We start from the raw sequence: 19,159 nt of genomic DNA, 5'->3' as shown, positions 1-19,159 counted from the left end.
CCATGGCTGAAGCGGGCCACCGCGTCGACGCGCCGGTCATGACCGAAGAGGACCGGCTCTTTGAGGAGCTGGTCCAGCGGGTCCTCTCGTACAACCCCCAGGCCGATGTGGGGTTGCTCCGGCGCGCCTACGAGACGGCCCAGCAGGCCCACCGGAACCAGTTCCGGGAGTCGGGCGAGGCGTACGTGCGCCATCCTCTGGAGGTGGCCCGGCTCTTGGCGGAGATGGAGCTGGACGTGGTCACCTTGGCGGCGGGCCTCCTCCACGACGTGCTGGAGGACACGGCCGTCACCCGGGAGGAGCTGGAGGAACGGTTCGGGCCCGAGATCCTTCTCCTGGTCGACGGGGTGACCAAGCTCTCCAAGATCCCCTACCAGTCCCGGGAAGAGCACCAGGCCCAATCCCTGCGGAAGATGTTCCTGGCCATGGCCGAGGACCTGCGGGTGATCGTCATCAAGCTGGCCGACCGGCTCCACAACATGCGGACCCTGGACCCGCTGCCGCCCGAGCGCCGCAAGAAGATTGCCCGGGAAACCCTGGAGATCTACGCGCCCCTGGCCCACCGCCTGGGGATGTGGAGCTTCAAGTGGGAGATGGAGGACCAGGCCTTCCGCCATCTGGACCCGGAGGCCTACTACGCCCTGGCCCAGCGTTTGGCCAAGAAACGGCAGGAGCGGGAAGCGGAGGTGCAGGAGGCCCTCCGCCTTCTGAAAGGACGCCTGGACGAGGGGGGCTTCCAGGCGGACATCTACGGCCGGCCCAAGCACCTGTACTCCATCTACCAGAAGATGCGGCGCCAGGGGAAGGACCTGAACGAGATCTACGACCTGATCGCCATCCGGGTCGTGGTGGAGACGGTCCGGGACTGTTACGCGGTGCTGGGCCTGGTCCACACCCTCTGGACGCCCATCCCGGGGCGGTTCAAGGATTACATCGCCATGCCCAAGTCCAACCTCTACCAGTCCCTCCACACCACGGTGGTGGGGCCCAAGGGCGACCCGCTGGAGATCCAGATCCGGACCCGGGAGATGCACCGCATTGCCGAGAAGGGGATCGCCGCCCACTGGCTCTATAAGGAAGGCTACCGCTCCAACATGGAGTTTGAGAAGAAGGTGGCCTGGCTCCGGGAGGTCATGGAGTGGCTCCGGGAGATGAAAGATCCCCACGAGTTCATGGAGACCCTCAAGATTGACCTCTTTGAGGACGAAGTCTTCGTCTTCACCCCCAAGGGGGATGTGCGGAGCCTCCCCGCCGGGTCCACCCCGGTGGACTTTGCCTTCTCCATCCACACCGACATCGGCCTCCACTGTGCCGGCGCCAAGGTGAACGGGCGGATCGTCCCCCTGAACTACCAGCTGCGCAACGGCGAGTTTGTCGAGATTCTTACCTCCAAGAGCGCCACCCCCAGCCAGGACTGGCTCTCCTTCGTCAAGACCTCCAAGGCCCGGAGCAAGATCCGGGCGTACCTGAAGGAGTCCCGCCGGACGGAGATGGCCCAGCGGGGCCGGGAGCTTCTGGAGGCGGAGGCCAAGCGGCTGGGGGTGGATCCGGCCGCCCTGAGCGTGGACCACATTGAGGAGGCGGCCAAGCGGGCAGGACTGTCGGGCGAGGAGGAGTTCTACGCCCAAATCGGCTTCGGCACCTGGACGGTCAACCAGGCCCTGGGCCGGGTGCTGGGCGAGGAGCGGGTGAAGGAGCTCCGCCAGCGGTGGCGCCGCATGCACCAGCGTCCCAGCCGGCGCAGCCGGATCCAGCCCTACCAGATGGTCCGGGTGCCGGGGTTGGAGCATGCGCTGGTCCGCTTCTCCAAGTGCTGCAACCCTGTGCCCGGGGACGCCATCATCGGCTACATCACCCGGGGACGGGGGGTCTCCATCCACCGCCAGGACTGCCCCAACGTCCGCTCCCTGACCGAGCGGGAGAAGCGGCAGATCCGGGTGGAGTGGGTCTCCCAGGCGCCCGACGGCCAAGAGCTGAGCTTCCCCGTGGAGATCGAGGTGGAGGCCATGGATCGGACCAACCTCCTCACCCAGGTGATGGAGGCCGTCTCCCAGCAGGGGAAGACCAACATTGAAGCGGTCAACGCCCGGACCACCCGGGGGAGGATGGCCTACATCAACCTGGTGGTCGACATCCGGAACACCCAGCAAATGAACGAGATCATTGAGCGTTTGCAGCGGATCAAGGGGGTCTCCCGGGTCTCGCGGGCCCGGCCAACGTGATGCGTGCCGTCGTTCAGCGAGTCTCTCGAGCCTCAGTCCAGGTGGATGGCGAGACGGTGGGGGCCATCGGTCGGGGGCTGCTGGTCCTCCTGGCGGTGGCCACCACCGACGGCGACGAGGATGTGGCCTGGATGGTCCGGAAGCTTTCGGGCCTGCGCATCTTCCCCGACGACGAGGGGCGCCTCAACCGGTCGGTCCAGGAGGTGGGGGGCGCCATCCTCCTCGTCTCCCAGTTCACCCTCTACGGGGACGCCCGGCGGGGCCGGCGCCCCAGCTTCACCCGCTCCGCGTCGGGGGAGAAGGCTCAGGAGCTCTATGAGGCGGTGGCGGCGGGCTTGCGGGAGCTGGGGCTCACCGTCGCCCAGGGGCGCTTCGGGGCCCACATGGATGTGGAGCTGGTCAACGATGGGCCCGTCACCCTTCTCCTCTCAAGTGAAGGCGAGTTTTAGCCCGATCGGGGCCTCTCCCGGGGCGGGAAAAGGGCCTTGGGGCGGCCCAGAGCCTGCCTTTGACACGCTCTGGCCCTTCGGTTAGAATGGCGCTGTGTACAAGCCGTGCCCCGGCGTTGACCGACTGGGGGCCGGGGAGGGAGCTTCACGACCATGTTTGAAGCCTTGCGCCGCAGCACCAAGTGGATTGTCCTCATTGTCGTCATCACCTTCGTTGGGACGCTGGTCTACGTGGGCGGCGTCAACCTCTGGGGCGGCGGCTCGGCGGGGGCGACGGCGGTCGTCGCCGAGGTGAACGGTGAGCCCCTCCAGGCGGCCCAGCTCAACAGCCAGCTGGCCTACCGCATCGATCTCCTCCAGGCCCAGGGGGCCCGGGTGGGCGGGCTCACCCGGGAGGCTGTCCGCTACGATGCCCTCCAAGATTTGGTGCTCTACCAGCTCCAGCAGCAGGCGGCCAAGGCGATGAAGGTGGCCGTAGACCCGGCCGAGGTGGACCAGCAGGTGGACGCCATCCGGGCCCAGTTCCCCGACCGGGAGACGTACCGGAGCACCCTCCGCCAGATGGGGCTGAACGAGACCCATGTCCGCCGCCAGGTGGAGGAGAGCCTCCGGCTGCGGAACCTGCGGGAGCAGGTGACGGCCCAGGTGGAGGTGAGCGACGAGGAGGTCGCCCGCGCCTACGAGGCGGTCCACCTGCGGCAGCTCTTCATCGAGGCGGACCCCGACGATGCCGAAGGCTGGAGGGAGGCCCGGGCCACCGCGGAAGCCCTGCGGGAACGCCTGGCGGCCGGGGCCACCTTCGCCGAGGTGGCGGCGGACGGGGAGGCCGTCGAGAGCGACCTGGGTTGGGTGACCCGGGCCTCCACCCTGCCCGCCGCCCTGGTGGAGGCGGGCTTCCGGCTGGCCGAGGGCGAGATCAGCCCGCCCGTCGAGACGGCCAACGGGTTCCGGATCCTCCAGGCGGTGGCGTGGCGCCGGGCCGAGGGGGAGGCCTTTGAGGCGGAGCGGGAGCAGCTCGAGGCCCAGCTCCTGGCCCAGAAGCGGCAGGAGGCCTACCAGGCGTGGCTCCGGGAGCGGCAGGAGGAGGCCCAGCTGGTCATCCACGACCCCACCCTGCGGGCCCTCCACCACCTGGCCGAGGGTGAGCTGGAGGCGGCGGAGGAGGCCTTCCGGCAGGCCATCGCGTCCGACCCCCAGAATCCCTACCTCCACGGCCTGCTCGCCCAGGTGCTGAACCGGCAGGGCGATCAGGAGGGGGCCATCGTCGCGGCCCAGCAGGCGGTGGCCACCTTTGACCGGGATCCCGACCTGTACCTCCTCCTGGGGAACCTGCTCCGGGAGGCGGACCGGGACGATGAGGCGGTGGCCGCCTACCAGAAGGCGTCGGACCTCAGCCCCTATGACCTGACCCTCCACCTTAACCTGTACGGCACCTACCTGCAGATGGGGCGCGAGGAGGAGGCGGCCCAGGTGCGGGCCCGGCTCCAGGAGATCCAGGAGCTGCTCCAGCGGCGCCAGGCGCTCCAGGAGGAGCTGGAGGCGGAGGCCTCGGAGGAGCAGGCGGGCGCGGAGGCCTCTTCCCAGGCGGGCGAGGCCCCTGAGGCGGAACCCGAGGCCGAGGCGGCCCAGCCGTAGCGGCCCGCCCGTCTCCGGACTCATCGGGAAGGCTGGGTTTGGAACGAGGGTTTGATCGCTCAGGACGGAACCGAGGCAAGCTGGTTCCGTCCTTTCTCCACGATCGGCCGCCCGCTGGGCGGTCATCATGCCACGGAGGGGGCGGCCCAGATGAGGATCCAGGCGCCCCGGGGCACCCGGGACCTGCTGCCGGACGAGCTGCGGATCTGGCACGTGGTGGAAGAGCGGGCGCGGGAGCTCTTCCGGCTCCACGGCTATGCCGAGATCCGCACGCCCCTTTTGGAGGCGACGGAGCTCTTCGTCCGGGGGATCGGTGAGGGGACCGATCTGGTCTCTAAGGAGATGTATACCTTCACCGACCGGGGGGGAAGGAGCCTCACCCTGCGCCCCGAGGGGACCGCCTCGGTGGTCCGGGCCTACCTGGAGCACCGCCTGGAGAGCGGGCCTCAGCCGGTAAAGGTCTACTACCTGGGCCCCATGTTCCGCTACGAGCGGCCCCAGGCCGGCCGGTACCGCCAGTTCCACCAGCTGGGGGCGGAGGTGCTGGGGACCCAAGACCCCGCGGCCGACGCGGAGACCATCCTCATCCCCTATGACCTGTACCAATCCTTGGGCCTCCAGGGCCTGGATCTGCGGCTGAACAGCATCGGCTGCCCCAACTGCCGTCCCCGCTACCGGGAAGCGTTGCTCGACTACCTGCGCCCCCGGGTGGAGCGCCTGTGCCCCAGCCACCAGCGCAATTGGGAGGCCAACCCCTTGCGGGTCCTGGACTGCAAGAGCGAGGCCTGCCGGGCGGCCACCGCGGAGGCGCCGGAGACGACGGCCTTCCTCTGTGAGGTGTGCGCCGACCACTTCGCCGCGGTCCGCCGCTACCTGGAGCGCCTCCAGGTGCCCTACCGGGTGGACAGCCGCCTGGTCCGGGGCCTCGACTACTACACCAAGACGGTCTTTGAGATCACCGCGGAGAGCCTGGGCGCCCAGGACGCGGTGGCCGGTGGGGGCCGGTACGACGGGCTGGTCCAGGAGCTGGGCGGTCCCTCGGTGCCGGCGGTGGGCTTCGCCTCAGGGCTGGACCGGGTGATCCTCACCCTTCAGCGGCAGGGGACCGATCTGGGCCAGGCGCGGCCTCCTGAGGTCTTCGTGGCCGCGGCGGGCCAGGGCGTTCAGGAGGCGGCCCGGATCCTCGCCTTCCGCCTGCGGCGGGCCGGCATTGCGGCGGCCACCGAGTACGGCGATCGGAGTCTCAAGGCCCAGATGAAGGTGGCCGGCCGGACCGGCGCCCAGTGGGTCGTCGTGGTGGGGGAGGCCGAGTGGGCCCAGGGGCAGGTGGTCCTCCGGGAGATGGCCACCGGCGCCCAGCAGATCGTGGACGCCGGCCAATTGATTGCGACCCTGACCAGATCTCGGGAAGCCGCGACCGACGGCGCCCCGCGGAGGTGACGCCCATGAGCGATGGAACCGAAGGGAAGCGGGTGCAGCTGGCCCGCATGGGATGCGGCGAGCTCAGGCTGGAGCATGTGGGCCAGCAGGTGGCCCTCAACGGGTGGGTCCATCGCCGCCGTGACCACGGCGGGTTGATCTTCGTCGATCTTCGGGATCGGAGCGGGCTGGCCCAGGTGGTCTTCAACCCCCAGGAGGTGGGGGAGGAGGTCTTTGCCGCGGCGGAGCGCCTGCGGAACGAGTACGTCGTCCGGGTGGAGGGGGAGGTCCGCAAGCGCCTGCCGGGCATGGAGAATCCCAAGATCCCCACGGGTGATGTGGAGCTGGTGGCCAGCCGGCTGGTGGTCTACAACGCTTCGGCCCCGCTGCCCTTCTCCATCGACCGCCCGGGCGATGTGGACGAGGCCGTCCGGCTCCGCTACCGCTTCCTCGACCTGCGGCGCCCCGAGATGCAGCGGAACCTGATCCTCCGCCACCGGGTGACCCAAGCGGTTCGAGAGTACCTGAACGGGCAGGGCTTCCTGGAGATCGAAACACCCATCCTCACCCGGAGCACCCCCGAGGGAGCCCGGGACTACCTGGTGCCCAGCCGGGTCCACCCCGGGAGCTTCTACGCGCTGCCCCAGTCGCCCCAGCTTTTCAAGCAGCTCCTCATGATCGCCGGGCTGGAGCGGTACTACCAGATCGCCCGGTGCTTCCGGGACGAGGACCTGCGGGCCGACCGGCAGCCTGAGTTCACCCAGATCGACATGGAGATGGCCTTCGTCGACCGGGAGGATGTGCTGGCGGTGACCGAGGGCCTCTTCGCCCACGTCTTCCGCGAGGTGCTGGGCGTGGAGATCCCCCTGCCCCTCCCCCGCCTCAGCTACGCGGAGGCGATGGACCGCTACGGCACCGACAAACCCGACCTCCGCTTCGGCCTGGAGCTGGTGGACGTGTCGGAGGCGGTCCAGCACAGCGCGTTTCGGGTCTTCTCCGAGACGGTGGCCCAGGGCGGCCGGGTGAAGGGGATCCGCCTGCCGGGCCAGGCCGACTGGCCCCGCCGCCGGCTGGACCAGCTGGTGGCCCGGGCCCAGGAGCTGGGGGGCAAGGGCCTCATCTGGATGGTCTTCCTGCCCGATGAGGTCCGCTCGCCCGTGGCCAAGTTCCTGGAACCCGAGGTGCTTGAGGGGATCCAGAAGGCCCTGGGGGTGGAGGTGGGCGACCTGGCCATTCTGGCCGCCGACGAGCCCCACGCCGTCAACGAGCTCTTGGGCCGGCTCCGAGTGGAGCTGGGTGAGCGCCTGGGCCTGATTGAGCCCGACCGGTGGGCCTTCGCCTGGATCGTCGACTTCCCCCTCTTCGAGGTGAGCGAGGGGGAGGGCCGCCTGGTGGCCGCGCACCACCCCTTCACCGCGCCGGTGGAGGAGGACCTACCCCGGCTCGAGTCGGAGCCTTTGACCGTCCGGGCCCAATCGTACGACCTGGTGCTCAACGGGGTGGAGCTGGGCAGCGGTTCCATCCGGAACCACCGGATGGAGGTCCAGCAGCGGATCTTCAACCTCTTGGGGATCGGCCCAGAGGAGGCCCAGCGGCGCTTCCGCTTCCTCCTGGAGGCCCTCCAGTACGGCGCCCCGCCCCACGGTGGGATCGCGCCGGGCTTGGACCGCCTGGTGATGTTGATGTGCGGGGCCAGCTCCCTGCGGGACGTGATCGCCTTCCCCAAGACGGCCAGCGCGTCCTGCCTCCTCACCGAGGCGCCCTCGCCGGTGGACGAGGCGCAGCTGCGGGAGCTGAACATCCGCCTGGCCCCCGAGGCGCTCGCCCAGTCGTGAACCTGGCGGCCGGCGCGAAACTGGCGGGAAGAGGGCGGTTGCAGACCGGCTGGCCGTGTGGTATAGTGGGCCTGCCGAGAGCGTCGCTCTGCCGTGTGCGTGGTCAATCTGACCATGTATGAGCCAACACCTATAACCGGGGAGCCTGGAACTCTGGCCGTGGAAGGCATGCCCCTGAGCGGGGACGTCGGAAGCGGGCAGGAGGGCACCCACCTGCCGAGAGCAGGTTCATCTTCGGTCAGGTCCCCAGCGGCACGGCGGGGTGCTTTCTTTGGACCGTGAGGCAAGCCAGCGGCTCGCCTCGCGGCCTTTTTGTATGCCGGGGGAGGGGGTCACGGTGGATCTCTTTGAGATCGCCTCCCGGGAGGAGCGGGCGCGCCAGGCGCCCTTGGCCGCGCGGATGCGGCCCGAAAGCTTGGACGAGCTGGTGGGGCAGGAGGACCTGGTGGGCCCGGGCCGGCCCCTCCGCCTGGCCCTGGAAGGGGGCCGGCTGGGCTCCATGATCTTCTACGGGCCCCCGGGCACGGGGAAGACCACCCTGGCCCACCTCATCGCCCGGCACGGCCGGGCCCACTTCGAGCAGGTGAACGCGGTCACCTCCGGCGTGGCCGACCTCCGGCGGGTGATCGAGGCCGCCGCGGAGCGGTGGCGGTTCCACGGCCAGCGGACCGTTGTCTTCATCGACGAGATCCACCGGTTCAACAAAGCCCAGCAGGATGCCCTCTTGCCCTCGGTGGAGGACGGCACCATCATCCTGGTGGGGGCGACCACCGAGAACCCCTTCTTCCAGGTGAACAGCGCGCTCCTCTCCCGCTGCCGCCTCTTCCGGCTGGAGCCCCTGGAGCCGGCTCACATCGATCAGGTCATCGAGCGGGCCCTCCAGTCCGAGAAAGGCCTGGCCGGCCGGTTCACCCTGGAGGACCGGGCGCGGGAGCGGCTCCTCCGGGCGGCCGGGGGTGACGCCCGCCGGGCGCTGAACAGCCTTGAGACCGCGGCCTGGGTGGCCGAGGCGGCGGGCCGGACCCAGATCGAGTTGGCCGATGTGGAGGCGGCCCTTCAGGCCCCGCCCCTGCGCTATGACCGGGAAGGCGACCAGCACTATGATGTCTTCTCCGCCTTCATCAAGAGCATGCGGGGCTCTGATCCCGATGCGGCCCTCCACTACCTGGCCCGCATGCTGGAGGCGGGGGAGGATCCCCGGGCCATCGCCCGCCGGATCGTCATCCACGCCTCGGAAGATGTAGGGAACGCCGACCCCCAGGCGCTGGTGGTGGCGGTGGCCGCCGCGCAGGCGGTGGAGGTGGTGGGCCTCCCCGAAGCGGCCCTCAACCTGGCCCAAGCGGTCCTCTACATCGCCACCGCCCCCAAGAGCAACGCCACCTACCGGGCCCTGGCCGCCGCGCGGCAGGATGTGAAAGAGCATGGCGCCCTACCCGTGCCGCCCCACCTGCGGGACGCCCACTATCCCGGGGCCAAGCGGTTGGGTCACGGCGAGGGATACCTCTACCCCCATGACTATCCCGGGCACTACGTGCCCCAGGAGTACCTCCCCAGCGCCTTGGCCGGCCGGCGCTACTACGAGCCGTCGGACCAGGGGTATGAGCGGGAGCTGGCCCGGCGCCTGGAGGCGTGGCGGCAGCAGAGGCCCGAGCAGGGGGCTCGCCGCCTTCGTTGACACCTCCCCGGGCAAGGGGTATACTGTGGGCGATTCCGACCTGTTTACATGGAATTATCCGGGGCGCCGGGCCGACCAACTGGCCGCGCTGGAGCGAGGAGGCGAGCCCATGAAGATTTCCACCAAGGGCGAATACGGTGTGCGGGCCATGCTGGAGCTGGCCATGGAGTACGGCGAGGGCCCCATTCCTTTGAAGGTGATTGCCCGGCGGCAGGGTATTTCTGAGCCGTATCTGGAGCAGTTGATGGCCATCTTGCGCAAGGCCGGGCTGGTGCAGAGCGTGCGGGGCGCCCAGGGCGGGTACGAGCTGGCCCAGCCTCCCGAGAAGACGCCGGTGGGTGACATCGTCCGGGCGCTGGAGGGGCCGGTGGCGCCCATGGAGTGCGTCCACAACCCCACTTCCCTGGACGCGTGCAGCCAGGTGACCCGGTGCGCCGTCCAGGTGCTCTGGCAGCGCCTGGCCGCCAAGATGAATGAGGTCTTGGACGAGACCAGCCTGGCCGACCTGGTCCGGGAGACCAAACGCTTGCAGGCCCGGGCAGGGGGGTACGTCTACTCCATCTAGGCCGCCAGGCCTGAAAGGGGCGGGTGCGGTGCGGATCTACATGGACCACGCCGCCACGACCCCCCTCCGGCACGAGGTTCTGGAGGCGATGCTGCCGTACCTCACCCAGGTGTACGGCAACGCCTCCAGTTTTCATGCCGAGGGGCAAGCGGCCCGGCACGCCCTGGACGGGGCCCGGGCCACCGTGGCCGGGCTCTTGGGTTGCAAGCCGGGCGAAATCCTCTTCACCTCCGGAGGCTCCGAGGCCAACACCACCGCGCTGGTGGGGATCGCTTGGGCCTACCGCCACCGGGGCCGCCACCTGGTGGTCTCCCGGGTGGAGCACCCGTCCGTCCTGGAGACGGCCCGGTTCCTGGCCCAGCAGGGGTTCCGGGTGACGGAGCTGCCCGTGGACGAGACGGGCCGGGTGGCGCCCGAAGCCCTGGCCCAGGTCCTGGACGACGAGACCCTCCTGGTGTCCATCCAGATGGCCAACAACGAGGTGGGGACCCTCCAGCCCGTGGCCGAGCTGGCCCGCCTGGCCCACGCCGCGGGCGCCTTCTTCCACACCGACGCGGTCCAGGCGGCGGGGCAGCTCCCCGTGGATGTGCGGGCCTTGGGGTGCGACCTCCTTACCCTGTCGGCCCACAAGTTCGGCGGACCCAAAGGGGCCGGGGTGCTCTACGTGCGCCAGGGGGTGGAGCTGGCCCGGCTGATCCACGGCGGGGGCCAGGAGCGGAGCCGCCGGGCGGGGACGGAGAACGTGGCGGGCGTGGTGGGGCTCGCCCGGGCCTTGGAGCTGGCGGTCCAGGAGCGGGCCCAAGTGGCCTCCCGGCTGGAGGTCCTCCGGGACCGGCTCATTGCCGGGGTGTTGGAGGCGGTCCCCGGCGCCCGCCTCACGGGCCACCCGTCCCAGCGCCTGCCGGGGCTGGCCAGCTTCGTCTTTGAAGGCGGCATCGACGGCGAATCCCTCCTCATGCGGCTGGATCTGGAAGGGGTGGCCGCCTCCAGCGGGTCCGCCTGCACGTCGGGCTCCCTCGAGCCCTCCCCCGTGCTCTTGGCCTGCGGGTTGCCGGTGGAGCTGGCCCGGAGCGGCCTCCGGCTGAGCCTGGGAACGGCCACCACCGAGGCCGAGGTGGCCCGGGTGCTGGAGATCCTGCCCCGGACGGTGGCGCAGCTCCGGAAGGTCCACGGGGCGTCCCTCGCCTGAGGGGGCGCGCTGGGGGGACAGACTTGGGAGAGAAGGTGGAGCCATGGGCGCACGGGTGTTGGCGGCCATGAGCGGTGGCGTGGACAGCTCGGTGGCCGCCGCGCTCCTTCTGGAGCAGGGATACGAAGTGATCGGGGTGACCATGCAGCTCTGGCCCAAAGACCTGCCCATCCACCATGACGGGGGGTGCTGCTCCCTCTCGGCCGTGGAGGATGCCCGCCGGGTGGCCAGAATCCTGGGCATACCCTACTACGTCCTCAACTTCCAAGACCTCTTCACCCGGGAAGTGATCGACCCCTTCACCCGGGAGTACCTCCGGGGCCGCACCCCCAACCCGTGCATCTGGTGCAATGACCGGGTGAAGTTCGGCGCCCTGCTGGAGAAGGCCCGGGAGCTGGACGCCCAGTACGTGGCCACCGGCCACTACGCGCAGGTGGCCTACGACCCCCAGCGGGGCCGGTACCTCCTGAAGAAGGCGGTTGACGGGGCGAAGGATCAGACCTACGCGCTCTACGGCCTGACCCAGGTGCAGCTGGCCCACGTTCTCTTCCCTCTGGGCGGCTACACCAAGGAGGAGGTCCGGGCGATGGCCCGGGAGCGGGGGCTGCCCGTGGCAAGCAAGGGGGAGAGTCAGGACATCTGCTTCATCCCCGACCGGGACCTGAAGGGCTTCTTGGAGCGGCGGGCGCCGGGAGCGGCCCGGCCGGGCCCCATCGTCAACCGGAAGGGGGAGCGGCTGGGGACCCACCAGGGGGCCATCCGGTACACCGTCGGCCAGCGGAAGGGCCTGGGGATCGCCGCGGGCGAGCCGCTTTACGTGCTGGAGGTGGACGCGGCCCGGAACCGGCTGGTGGTGGGGACTCGGGAGGAGCTGTACGGGCACGCCTTGGAGGTGGAGGCCCTCAACTGGGTGGCGGTGCCAGGGCTGGAGGGGCCGGTGGAGGCCCAGGCCAAGATCCGCTACCGGGCGCCGGAGGCGCCGGTCCTGATCGAGCCCCTGACGGCCGACCGGGCGAGGGTCCGCTTCCGGGAACCCCAGCGGGCCATCACCCCGGGCCAGGCCATCGTCTTCTACCAGGAGGATCGGGTCTTGGGCGGCGGGGTGATCGCCCGGCCCCTGCCCGCCAGCCACGAGACCCCTCCGGTGCCAGCAACCTCCGAGGTCTAGGCGGCCGGCGGGGGCGTGGCGGGTCCGTCCTTGCTCCATACTAGGGAGGCAGCCCCGGTGCCGACGGTGGCTGGCAAGGGGGGACCGACGTGTTCTCGCGTGCGATGCGGGGGATGATGGCGGGCATGCTCCTGGGCGTGGCCGCCACCCTCTACCTGACCCGGCCTCAAGAACCGCCCCGGTCCCGGCGGGCCGGGCGGCTCTGGGCCCGGGTCCGCCGGCGGTCGGGGGTGGGCCGGGCCACGGCGAGCGCGGCCTCGGGCTGGGCCAAAGCGGTGGACGCGGGGCGGGCGGGGCTCGCCCAGCTTCGGCAGCTGGTCGGCTGAAGCTCGGTGGGAGGGCGCCCGCGCTGGGGCCTGCTGGGCGGCATCCTCCTGGCAGGCCTGCTTTTTGTTTGGGCCTTCCGGGGGCTCTTCCTCGCCTTCGGCGTCGCGGTCCTCTTGGCCGCCTTGCTCCAGCCCCTCGTGGCGTACCTGGAGGGCCGGGCGGTCCCCCGGCAGGTGGCCATCCTCCTGGGCTTCGCCGCCGCGGGCGCGGTCGGCTTGGCCCTCTTCGCCACCGTCTTGCCCACGGTGATGGACGAGGTGGACCGGTTTCTGGGGCGGATCTCGCCTTTGGGCCAGGCGGCCACCGAGCAGATCGACTGGTTTCTCGCCCGGCTGGAGCGCTTCGGGCCGCCCTGGCCGGCGGTCGCGGCCAGCGTCGGTGAGGCTCTCCGGGCCTGGGTGGTCCGGATCGCCACCCGCTTGGACGAGTGGCTCCTGGGGCTGGTGAGCCACGCGCTCCAGCTGGCCCTGAGCCCCATCATTGCCTACTACCTGCTCCGAGACGGGCCCCGGTTCCGGGCGGCCGTCCTGGACCCCTTGCCGCCCGGGCCCCACCGGGAGGTGAGCCGCCTGTTGGACCGGCTGGGGCACCTCCTGGGCTCCTTCGTGCGGGGGCAGCTCTTGGTGGCGGTGGTGGTGGGGAGCCTCACCGGCCTCCTCCTCCGCCTCCTCCACGTGCCCTTCGCCCTCTTCGCCGGCCTGGTGGCCGGCATCTTCGAGGTGATCCCCTACTTCGGGCCCCTCCTCGGGGGGATCCCCGGGGTGCTCCTGGCCTTGGAGGAAGGGCCGGCCACGGCCGGGTGGGCCCTGGTGGGGATGCTGGCCATCCACCAGCTGGAGGCGAGCCTCATCTCCCCCTGGCTCCTGGGCCGGACCATGGGCCTCCACCCCCTGGCCGTCATGCTCTTGGTCTTGGGCGGGGGTCAGGTGGCCGGGGTGGCCGGGCTTTTCCTGGCGGTGCCGGTGGGGGCCGTCGTCTGGGAGATCGGCCGCTCTCTGAGCGGTCTCCGGCTGGCGGTTGACAGCCTTTGAAGTCAGAAGGTACCATAGGGATGATCTTTGACCCTCAGTCGACCGCCATCCGGCGCCTGCCCGGACGCCACGACGGGAGGAGGCCACGGCGGTTTCATTGTCTGTACCCGGAGCGGCTGCAAGGAGGTTGCCCCATGGTCCGGTGGACCGCGGACGAGCTACGGCAAGCGTTCATCGACTTCTTCGTGTCCAAAGGCCATGCCCACAAGCCGGGGAGCTCCCTGGTGCCCAAGAACGACCCCACCATCCTCCTCACGTCGGCGGGCATGGTCCAGTTCAAGCCCTACTTCATGGGGACGGAGACGCCCGACGTCCGCCGGGTGACCACCTACCAGCGGTGCCTCCGGACCGGCGACATCGAGAACGTGGGCTCCACCGACCGGCACGCCACCTTCTTTGAGATGCTGGGGAACTTCTCCTTCGGCGACTACTTTAAGGAGGAGGCCATCCGCTGGGCGTGGGAGTTCGTCACCGAGCGGATGGAGCTGCCCCGGGAGCGGCTGTGGGCCACCATCTACCTGGACGACGACGAGGCCTTCCAGATTTGGCATGAGCAGATCGGCCTGCCCCGGGAACGGATCGTCCGCCTGGGCAAGGAGGACAACTTTTGGGAGATTGGGGTGGGGCCCTGCGGGCCCTGCTCGGAGATCCACTACGACCGGGGGCCCCAGTTCGGCTGCGGGCGGGATGACTGCCGCCCGGGCTGCGACTGCGAGCGCTTCATGGAGATCTGGAACCTGGTCTTCATCCAGTTCTACCAGGATGAAGCGGGCCAGCTGACGCCTTTGGAGCAGAAGGGGATCGACACAGGCATGGGCCTGGAGCGGGCGGCCAGCATTCTCCAGGGTGTGGGCTCCATCTTTGAGGTGGATCTGGTCCGGCCCATCCTGGACGAGGTGGCCCGGCTGGCCGGCACCCGGTACGGTGCGGATCCGGAAAAGGATGTCTCCTTGCGGGTGATCACCGATCACCTGCGGGGGATTGTCTTCCTGGTCTACGACGGGGTCTTGCCCAGCAACGAGGGAAGGGGCTACGTTCTCCGGCGGCTCCTCCGGCGGGCCGCCCTCCACGGCCGGCTCTTGGGGCTGGAGGAGCCCTTCCTCGGCGCCTTGGTCGGCCGGGTGGTGGAGCAGATGAAGGCGGGCTACCCCGAGCTGCTTGCCCAGCAGGAGCACATCCGGCAGGTGATCGATTGGGAGGAGCGCCGCTTCGGGGAGACCCTGGACCAAGGGGTCCAGCTCCTGGAGGAGGCCCTCAACCGGGTGGAGGCGCAGGGGACCAAGGTTTTGGACGGCGAGCAGGTCTTCCGGCTCTATGACACCTACGGCTTCCCGGTGGAGCTGACCAAGGAGCTGGCCGCCGCCCGGGGGGTGGAGGTGGACGAGGCCGGCTTCCAGCAGCAGATGGAGCTCCAGCGGAGCCGGGCCCGGGCCGCCCGGGAGGCCACCGGCTACATGGGCAAGCCGGGGGTGGAGCGGTACGCGGAGCTGGCCCGGGAGGTGCCCCCCACCCGCTTCACCGGCTATGAACGCCTGGAGGAGGAGGCCCAGGTCCTCGCGCTCTTGGTCGACGGCCAGCCCGTGGTCGAGGCCCGGGCGGGCGATCAGGTGGAGATCGTCCTGGACCGGACGCCCTTCTATGCGGAAAGCGGCGGCCAGGTACCGGACCGGGGGACCCTTACGGGCCCTGGGGGCCAGGTGGAGGTGGAGGATGTCCAGCGGCCCGTCGCCGGCGTGGTGGTCCACCGGGGCCGGGTCCGCTCGGGGCGGATCCGGCGGGACGAGGTGGTTCTGGCCACCGTCGATGCCCACCACCGCTGGGACACGGCCCGGAACCACACGGCCACCCACCTGCTCCACCAAGCCCTGCGGGACGCCTTGGGCCAGCACGCGCACCAGGCGGGCTCCCTGGTCCACCCCGAGTACCTCCGCTTTGACTTCACCCACTTCCAGGGCCTGGATCGGGGCCAGCTGCGGGAGCTGGAGGAAGAGGTGAACCATCGGATCCTCCAGGCGCTGCCCGTCACCACGACGGAGATGGCCTACGAGGAGGCCATCGCCGCGGGGGCCATCGCCCTCTTCGATGAGAAGTACGGCGAGCGGGTGCGGGTGGTCGCCATCGGCGAGTACTCCAAGGAGCTCTGCGGCGGCACCCACGTCCACTCCTCGGCCCAGGTGGGCCCCTTCAAGATCATCCAGGAGGGGAGCGTGGCCGCGGGCGTCCGCCGAATCACGGCCCTCACCGGGCACGGGACCCTCAAGCTGGTGACCGAGTTGGACGAGGGGTGGGACCGCCTGGCCCGCCTCCTGGGGACCACCCGCGATCAGGTCCCCCAGCAGGTGGAGCGGCTGGCCGCGCAGGTGGAAGAGCTCCAAGGGAAACTCCAGAAGATGCTGGACCAGCAGGCCACCTCCCTGGCCGACCAGCTCCTGGAGCGGGCGGAGCGGGTCAACGGGGCGGCGGTGGTGGTCGCGTCCCTGCCCGGCCTGGGGAAGGAGCAGCTCCGGGCCATGGGCGACCGGGTGCGGGAACGGCTCCGCTCCGCGGCGGTCCTCCTGGGCACCGAGCGGGACGGCCGGGTGCAGCTGGTGGCCATGGCCACCCCCGACCTGGTGGCCAAGGGCTTCCACGCCGGGCGGGTGGTCCAGGCAGCCGCCAAGGAGGTGGGCGGCGGCGGGGGCGGCCGGCCTGACATGGCCGAGGCGGGTGGCCGGCAGCCCGAGCGCCTGGAGCAGGCCCTGGCCGTCGGCAAGGAGACACTGAAGGCTCAGCTGGGGGCCGCGGCCGGCCTGGCAGGGGATGGTCCGACCCCCGGGGAGCCGTAGGCGGCAGGGGGGGTGTCCATGGCCCGGCGGGAGCACGAGGAGATGAGCGGGGAGACCATGCGGTTCCGGGTGGACCTGGAGGGCCAGCCCCGGACCGAAGATGTCCTCCGCCTGGTCTACACCGCGCTCAAGGAGAAGGGCTACGACCCCACCGGACAGCTGGTGGGCTACCTGCTCTCGGGGGACCCGGCCTACATCACCACCTACCGGGAAGCGCGCAAGCAGATCCGCGCCCTGGAGCGGGATGAACTCCTGGAGGAGATCGTGGAGCAGTACCTGAAGCGCTTCGAGTCGTCGGATCAGGAGGCCTGAAGGTGACCGTTCCGGCCGAGGGCCCCCTCTTGGGGCTGGACGTGGGGCGCCGCTGGGTGGGCCTGGCCGTGAGTGACCCCCTGCAGGTGGTCGCCTCGGGCGCGGGGGTGATCGACCGGCAGGCGGGAGGGTGGCTGGCTCGGGTGGGGGAGGTGGCCCGCCGCCACCGGGTGGTGGGGGTGGTGGTCGGCCTGCCCCGCCGGACCGACGGGAGCCTGGGCCCCGAGGCCTCCCGGGTCCAGAAGCTGGCCGCCCGCCTGGAGGCGAGCCTCGGCCTGCCCTTGGTCTTCTGGGATGAGCGCTTGACCACCCGGCAAGCGGAACAGGCCCTCCTGGAGGGGGGCTTGCGCCGGGAGCGGCGCCGGGAGCTGGTGGACCAAGCGGCGGCCGTCTTGATCCTGCAGGGGTTTCTTGAGGCCCAGCGGGCCCGGCGCAGGGCCGGGGCGGCCCCTCCGGCGGGCATGGACGGGGGGCGTCAAGAGGATTTGGCGCCGGGAGACCCGAATAGCATCCTCTAATGTTCGGCGAGGGGCAACGCACCGACAGGGGGATCGTGCTCATGCCGATGCGGTGGGCTGGAACAGCGGTGGGGCGCCACGACCAAGGGGGGGCGTGGCCGCTGGCAGGCGTGCGGGGAACCGACCTGGGGAGCGTCGCTGCCCGCGTGGGCCGGGCGGTGGTCTTTCTCTTTTGGGGGGCCTGCCTCCTGGGCGCCCTGGCCCTCTTCATCGTGCACAGCCTCACCATGCCCATGGCCAGCCAGAGCTCGGCCGTCTTGGTCCAGATTCCGGAAGGGGCCTCCTCCCGGGAGATCAGCCGCCTCCTGGAAGAGCAGGGCATCATCCGGAGCAGCCGGCTCTTCGAGCTCTTGAGCCGGGTGGAGGGGATCGACGACTCCCTCAAGGCCGGCTACTACCTCCTCGATCCGGCCATGCCCCTCCCCGCGGTGCTGGATCAGCTGGCCGCCGGGCGGGTGGCCACCCGCCGGGCCTTCATTCCAGAAGGGTTCAACCTCCGGGAGATCGGGGCCCGGCTGGAGGTGGAGGGCATCGGCAGCGCCCAGCGCTTCATCGAGCTGGCCTCCGATGAGCGGCTGGTCTACGGCGCCAACTCGCCCTTGACTGCCTTGGTGGGCAGCCGGCCCACCCCGTCCCTGGAAGGGTACCTCTTCCCCGACACCTACCAGCTGGCCGTGGGCGACGAGGCCCTGGCCATCCGGACCATGGTGGACCGCTTCCTCCAGGTGGCCGAGGAGATGCAGCTGGCCCAGCGGGCCCAGGCCATGGGGATGACCGTCCACCAGGTGGTCACCTTGGCCTCCATCGTGGAGAAGGAGGCGGTTCTGGACGAGGAGCGCCCGCTCATCGCCGCGGTCTTCCTCAACCGCCTGGCCCGGAACATGCCCCTCCAGGCCGACCCCACCGTCAAGTACGTGATGGAGCAGCCCCGGGTCCGCCTCACCTACGCGGACCTCCGGATCGACTCCCCCTACAACACCTACCGGTACCGGGGGCTGCCGCCGGGGCCCATTGCCAGCCCGGGCCGGGCCTCCCTGGAGGCGGTCCTCCAGCCGGCCAACGTGGACTACCTCTACTTTGTGGCCGACGGGCGGGGGGGCCACGTCTTCAGCCGGACCTTCAACCAGCACGTCCGGGCCCGCCAGCGGCTGGGGTACTGACGGGCCCGGCGGCCAGGCACCCCCCTTTCCTCCACCTCATAGGGTAGAGTCAGACGCTCAGCGGTCCGGCCTGCCAGGGATGGGCCGGCGCGCCAAGGTGGAGGGAACCTGCGGATGGAACCGGTCAGCACCATCCTCTCCTTGTTCTTTGGCGGTCTGGGGACCCTGACAGGGTACGTGACGGGCCACCACACCTTCCCCTTGCCGCTGTCGCCCGAGGAGGAGCAGCGGCTGCTCCAGGAGATGCGTGCCGGCAGCGAGGAAGCCCGCAACCGGCTGATCGAGCACAACCTGCGGCTGGTGGCCCACCTGGTGAAGAAGTTTGAGAACACCGGGGAAGAGAGCGAGGACCTGATCTCCATCGGGACCATCGGGCTGATCAAGGCCGTCCAGACCTACGATCCCTCCAAGAACACCCGCCTGGCCACCTACGCCGCCCGGTGCATCGAGAACGAGATCCTCATGCACCTGCGGGCCACCCGGAAGCTCCGGGGCGAAGTGATGCTCTTCGACCCCATCGGCACCGACAAGGAAGGGAACGAGATCAGCCTCATGGACGTTTTGGGGAGCGACGGTTCGGAGGTGGCCGAACGGGTGGAGACCCAGGTGGAGAGCCAGCAGCTCCGCCAGAAGCTGGGGATCCTGTCCAGCCGGGAACGGCGGGTGCTGGAGCTCCGCTACGGGCTGAGGGACGGCCTGCGCCATACCCAACGGGAGATCTCCCGCCGTTTGGGCATCTCCCGCTCCTACGTCTCCCGCATCGAGAAGCGGGCCCTGGGCAAGCTCCAGCGCCAGCTGGCCCAAGGGACCTAACGCCCTGGGCCCGCGC

16 protein-coding genes and 1 other RNA gene are annotated in these 19,159 nt (G+C 70.3%); all 17 read left to right on the top strand.

Features of this window, described 5'->3' with window-relative positions; all coding sequences use genetic code 11:
• Nucleotides 1–2: 2 nt before the first annotated feature.
• The 17 genes from FWJ67_RS04515 to sigK all read left to right on the top strand — a co-directional run bounded on the left by FWJ67_RS04515 (nucleotide 3) and on the right by sigK (nucleotide 19,143).
• A complete protein-coding gene (locus FWJ67_RS04515; RefSeq protein ID WP_304173356.1) occupies nucleotides 3–2,222 on the top strand; it encodes a RelA/SpoT family protein in 2,220 nt (739 codons plus the stop codon).
• The gene (dtd, locus tag FWJ67_RS04510) at nucleotides 2,222–2,671 is read left to right on the top strand and encodes a D-aminoacyl-tRNA deacylase (protein ID WP_304173362.1); all 450 of its coding nucleotides are present in this window, start codon (nucleotides 2,222–2,224) and stop codon (nucleotides 2,669–2,671) included. Before FWJ67_RS04515 ends, dtd begins: the two co-directional genes overlap by 1 nt.
• Nucleotides 2,672–2,824: 153 nt before the next feature.
• On the top strand, nucleotides 2,825–4,306 hold the full coding sequence (locus FWJ67_RS04505; RefSeq protein ID WP_414482079.1) for a SurA N-terminal domain-containing protein: 1,482 nt from the start codon (nucleotides 2,825–2,827) through the stop codon (nucleotides 4,304–4,306).
• A gap of 150 nt (nucleotides 4,307–4,456) precedes the next feature.
• Nucleotides 4,457–5,746, top strand: a complete 1,290-nt coding sequence (hisS, locus tag FWJ67_RS04500) for a histidine--tRNA ligase (protein ID WP_304173360.1) — start codon at nucleotides 4,457–4,459, stop codon at nucleotides 5,744–5,746.
• A 5-nt stretch (nucleotides 5,747–5,751) separates the two neighbouring features.
• Nucleotides 5,752–7,560: an aspartate--tRNA ligase gene (gene aspS, locus FWJ67_RS04495; RefSeq protein WP_414482078.1), complete on the top strand. Its 1,809-nt coding sequence runs from the start codon at nucleotides 5,752–5,754 to the stop codon at nucleotides 7,558–7,560.
• 82 nt (nucleotides 7,561–7,642) lie between these two features.
• Nucleotides 7,643–7,828: non-coding RNA, 6S RNA (ssrS, locus tag FWJ67_RS04490), on the top strand.
• A gap of 69 nt (nucleotides 7,829–7,897) precedes the next feature.
• Nucleotides 7,898–9,235 (top strand): replication-associated recombination protein A, encoded by a 1,338-nt coding sequence (locus tag FWJ67_RS04485; protein ID WP_414482077.1) that lies wholly within the window; start codon nucleotides 7,898–7,900, stop codon nucleotides 9,233–9,235.
• A gap of 109 nt (nucleotides 9,236–9,344) precedes the next feature.
• Nucleotides 9,345–9,800 carry an RrF2 family transcriptional regulator gene (locus FWJ67_RS04480; RefSeq protein WP_304175141.1) on the top strand — a complete coding sequence of 152 codons (456 nt, stop codon included), beginning with the start codon at nucleotides 9,345–9,347 and terminating at the stop codon, nucleotides 9,798–9,800.
• A gap of 40 nt (nucleotides 9,801–9,840) precedes the next feature.
• Nucleotides 9,841–10,989: a cysteine desulfurase family protein gene (locus tag FWJ67_RS04475; protein WP_369686610.1), complete on the top strand. Its 1,149-nt coding sequence runs from the start codon at nucleotides 9,841–9,843 to the stop codon at nucleotides 10,987–10,989.
• Nucleotides 10,990–11,032: 43 nt separating this feature from the next.
• The gene (gene mnmA, locus FWJ67_RS04470) at nucleotides 11,033–12,157 is read left to right on the top strand and encodes a tRNA 2-thiouridine(34) synthase MnmA (protein WP_304175146.1); all 1,125 of its coding nucleotides are present in this window, start codon (nucleotides 11,033–11,035) and stop codon (nucleotides 12,155–12,157) included.
• 89 nt (nucleotides 12,158–12,246) lie between these two features.
• Complete coding sequence (locus FWJ67_RS04465) at nucleotides 12,247–12,483, top strand: hypothetical protein (RefSeq protein WP_304175148.1); 237 nt, start codon at nucleotides 12,247–12,249, stop codon at nucleotides 12,481–12,483.
• Nucleotides 12,484–12,489: 6 nt separating this feature from the next.
• Entirely contained in the window at nucleotides 12,490–13,515 is a 1,026-nt protein-coding gene (locus tag FWJ67_RS04460; protein ID WP_304175150.1) for an AI-2E family transporter, read from the top strand.
• Between the two features lie 134 nt (nucleotides 13,516–13,649).
• Nucleotides 13,650–16,340 carry an alanine--tRNA ligase gene (gene alaS, locus FWJ67_RS04455; protein ID WP_414482076.1) on the top strand — a complete coding sequence of 897 codons (2,691 nt, stop codon included), beginning with the start codon at nucleotides 13,650–13,652 and terminating at the stop codon, nucleotides 16,338–16,340.
• Between the two features lie 18 nt (nucleotides 16,341–16,358).
• A complete protein-coding gene (locus FWJ67_RS04450) occupies nucleotides 16,359–16,652 on the top strand; it encodes an IreB family regulatory phosphoprotein (RefSeq protein ID WP_304175154.1) in 294 nt (97 codons plus the stop codon).
• Nucleotides 16,653–16,654: 2 nt separating this feature from the next.
• On the top strand, nucleotides 16,655–17,170 hold the full coding sequence (gene ruvX / locus FWJ67_RS04445) for a Holliday junction resolvase RuvX (RefSeq protein WP_304175156.1): 516 nt from the start codon (nucleotides 16,655–16,657) through the stop codon (nucleotides 17,168–17,170).
• Between the two features lie 41 nt (nucleotides 17,171–17,211).
• Nucleotides 17,212–18,330, top strand: a complete 1,119-nt coding sequence (gene mltG, locus FWJ67_RS04440; protein WP_304175159.1) for an endolytic transglycosylase MltG — start codon at nucleotides 17,212–17,214, stop codon at nucleotides 18,328–18,330.
• A gap of 114 nt (nucleotides 18,331–18,444) precedes the next feature.
• Nucleotides 18,445–19,143, top strand: coding sequence for an RNA polymerase sporulation sigma factor SigK (sigK, locus tag FWJ67_RS04435; protein ID WP_304175161.1), 699 nt, complete (start codon nucleotides 18,445–18,447; stop codon nucleotides 19,141–19,143).
• Nucleotides 19,144–19,159 lie beyond the last annotated feature (16 nt).

This window comes from Limnochorda sp. (genome assembly GCF_047459355.1).
In the GTDB taxonomy this organism is placed as follows: Bacteria; Bacillota; Limnochordia; order Limnochordales; family Limnochordaceae; genus Limnochorda.
Note: the sequence above shows the minus strand (reverse complement) of the source record. Positions and strands in the feature narration are given on the sequence as shown.

Excerpts from the sequence above, each read along its gene's own strand:
- alaS (WP_414482076.1), top strand. The coding sequence starts at position 13,650 with ATGGTCCGGTGGACCGCGGACGAGCTACGGCAAGCGTTCATCGACTTC.
- aspS (WP_414482078.1), top strand. The coding sequence starts at position 5,752 with ATGAGCGATGGAACCGAAGGGAAGCGGGTGCAGCTGGCCCGCATGGGA.
- mnmA (WP_304175146.1), top strand. The coding sequence starts at position 11,033 with ATGGGCGCACGGGTGTTGGCGGCCATGAGCGGTGGCGTGGACAGCTCG.
- sigK (WP_304175161.1), top strand. The coding sequence starts at position 18,445 with ATGGAACCGGTCAGCACCATCCTCTCCTTGTTCTTTGGCGGTCTGGGG.
- FWJ67_RS04450 (WP_304175154.1), top strand. The coding sequence starts at position 16,359 with ATGGCCCGGCGGGAGCACGAGGAGATGAGCGGGGAGACCATGCGGTTC.
- dtd (WP_304173362.1), top strand. The coding sequence starts at position 2,222 with ATGCGTGCCGTCGTTCAGCGAGTCTCTCGAGCCTCAGTCCAGGTGGAT.
- mltG (WP_304175159.1), top strand. The coding sequence starts at position 17,212 with ATGCCGATGCGGTGGGCTGGAACAGCGGTGGGGCGCCACGACCAAGGG.
- hisS (WP_304173360.1), top strand. The coding sequence starts at position 4,457 with ATGAGGATCCAGGCGCCCCGGGGCACCCGGGACCTGCTGCCGGACGAG.
- FWJ67_RS04505 (WP_414482079.1), top strand. The coding sequence starts at position 2,825 with ATGTTTGAAGCCTTGCGCCGCAGCACCAAGTGGATTGTCCTCATTGTC.
- FWJ67_RS04515 (WP_304173356.1), top strand. The coding sequence starts at position 3 with ATGGCTGAAGCGGGCCACCGCGTCGACGCGCCGGTCATGACCGAAGAG.
- FWJ67_RS04475 (WP_369686610.1), top strand. The coding sequence starts at position 9,841 with ATGGACCACGCCGCCACGACCCCCCTCCGGCACGAGGTTCTGGAGGCG.
- FWJ67_RS04480 (WP_304175141.1), top strand. The coding sequence starts at position 9,345 with ATGAAGATTTCCACCAAGGGCGAATACGGTGTGCGGGCCATGCTGGAG.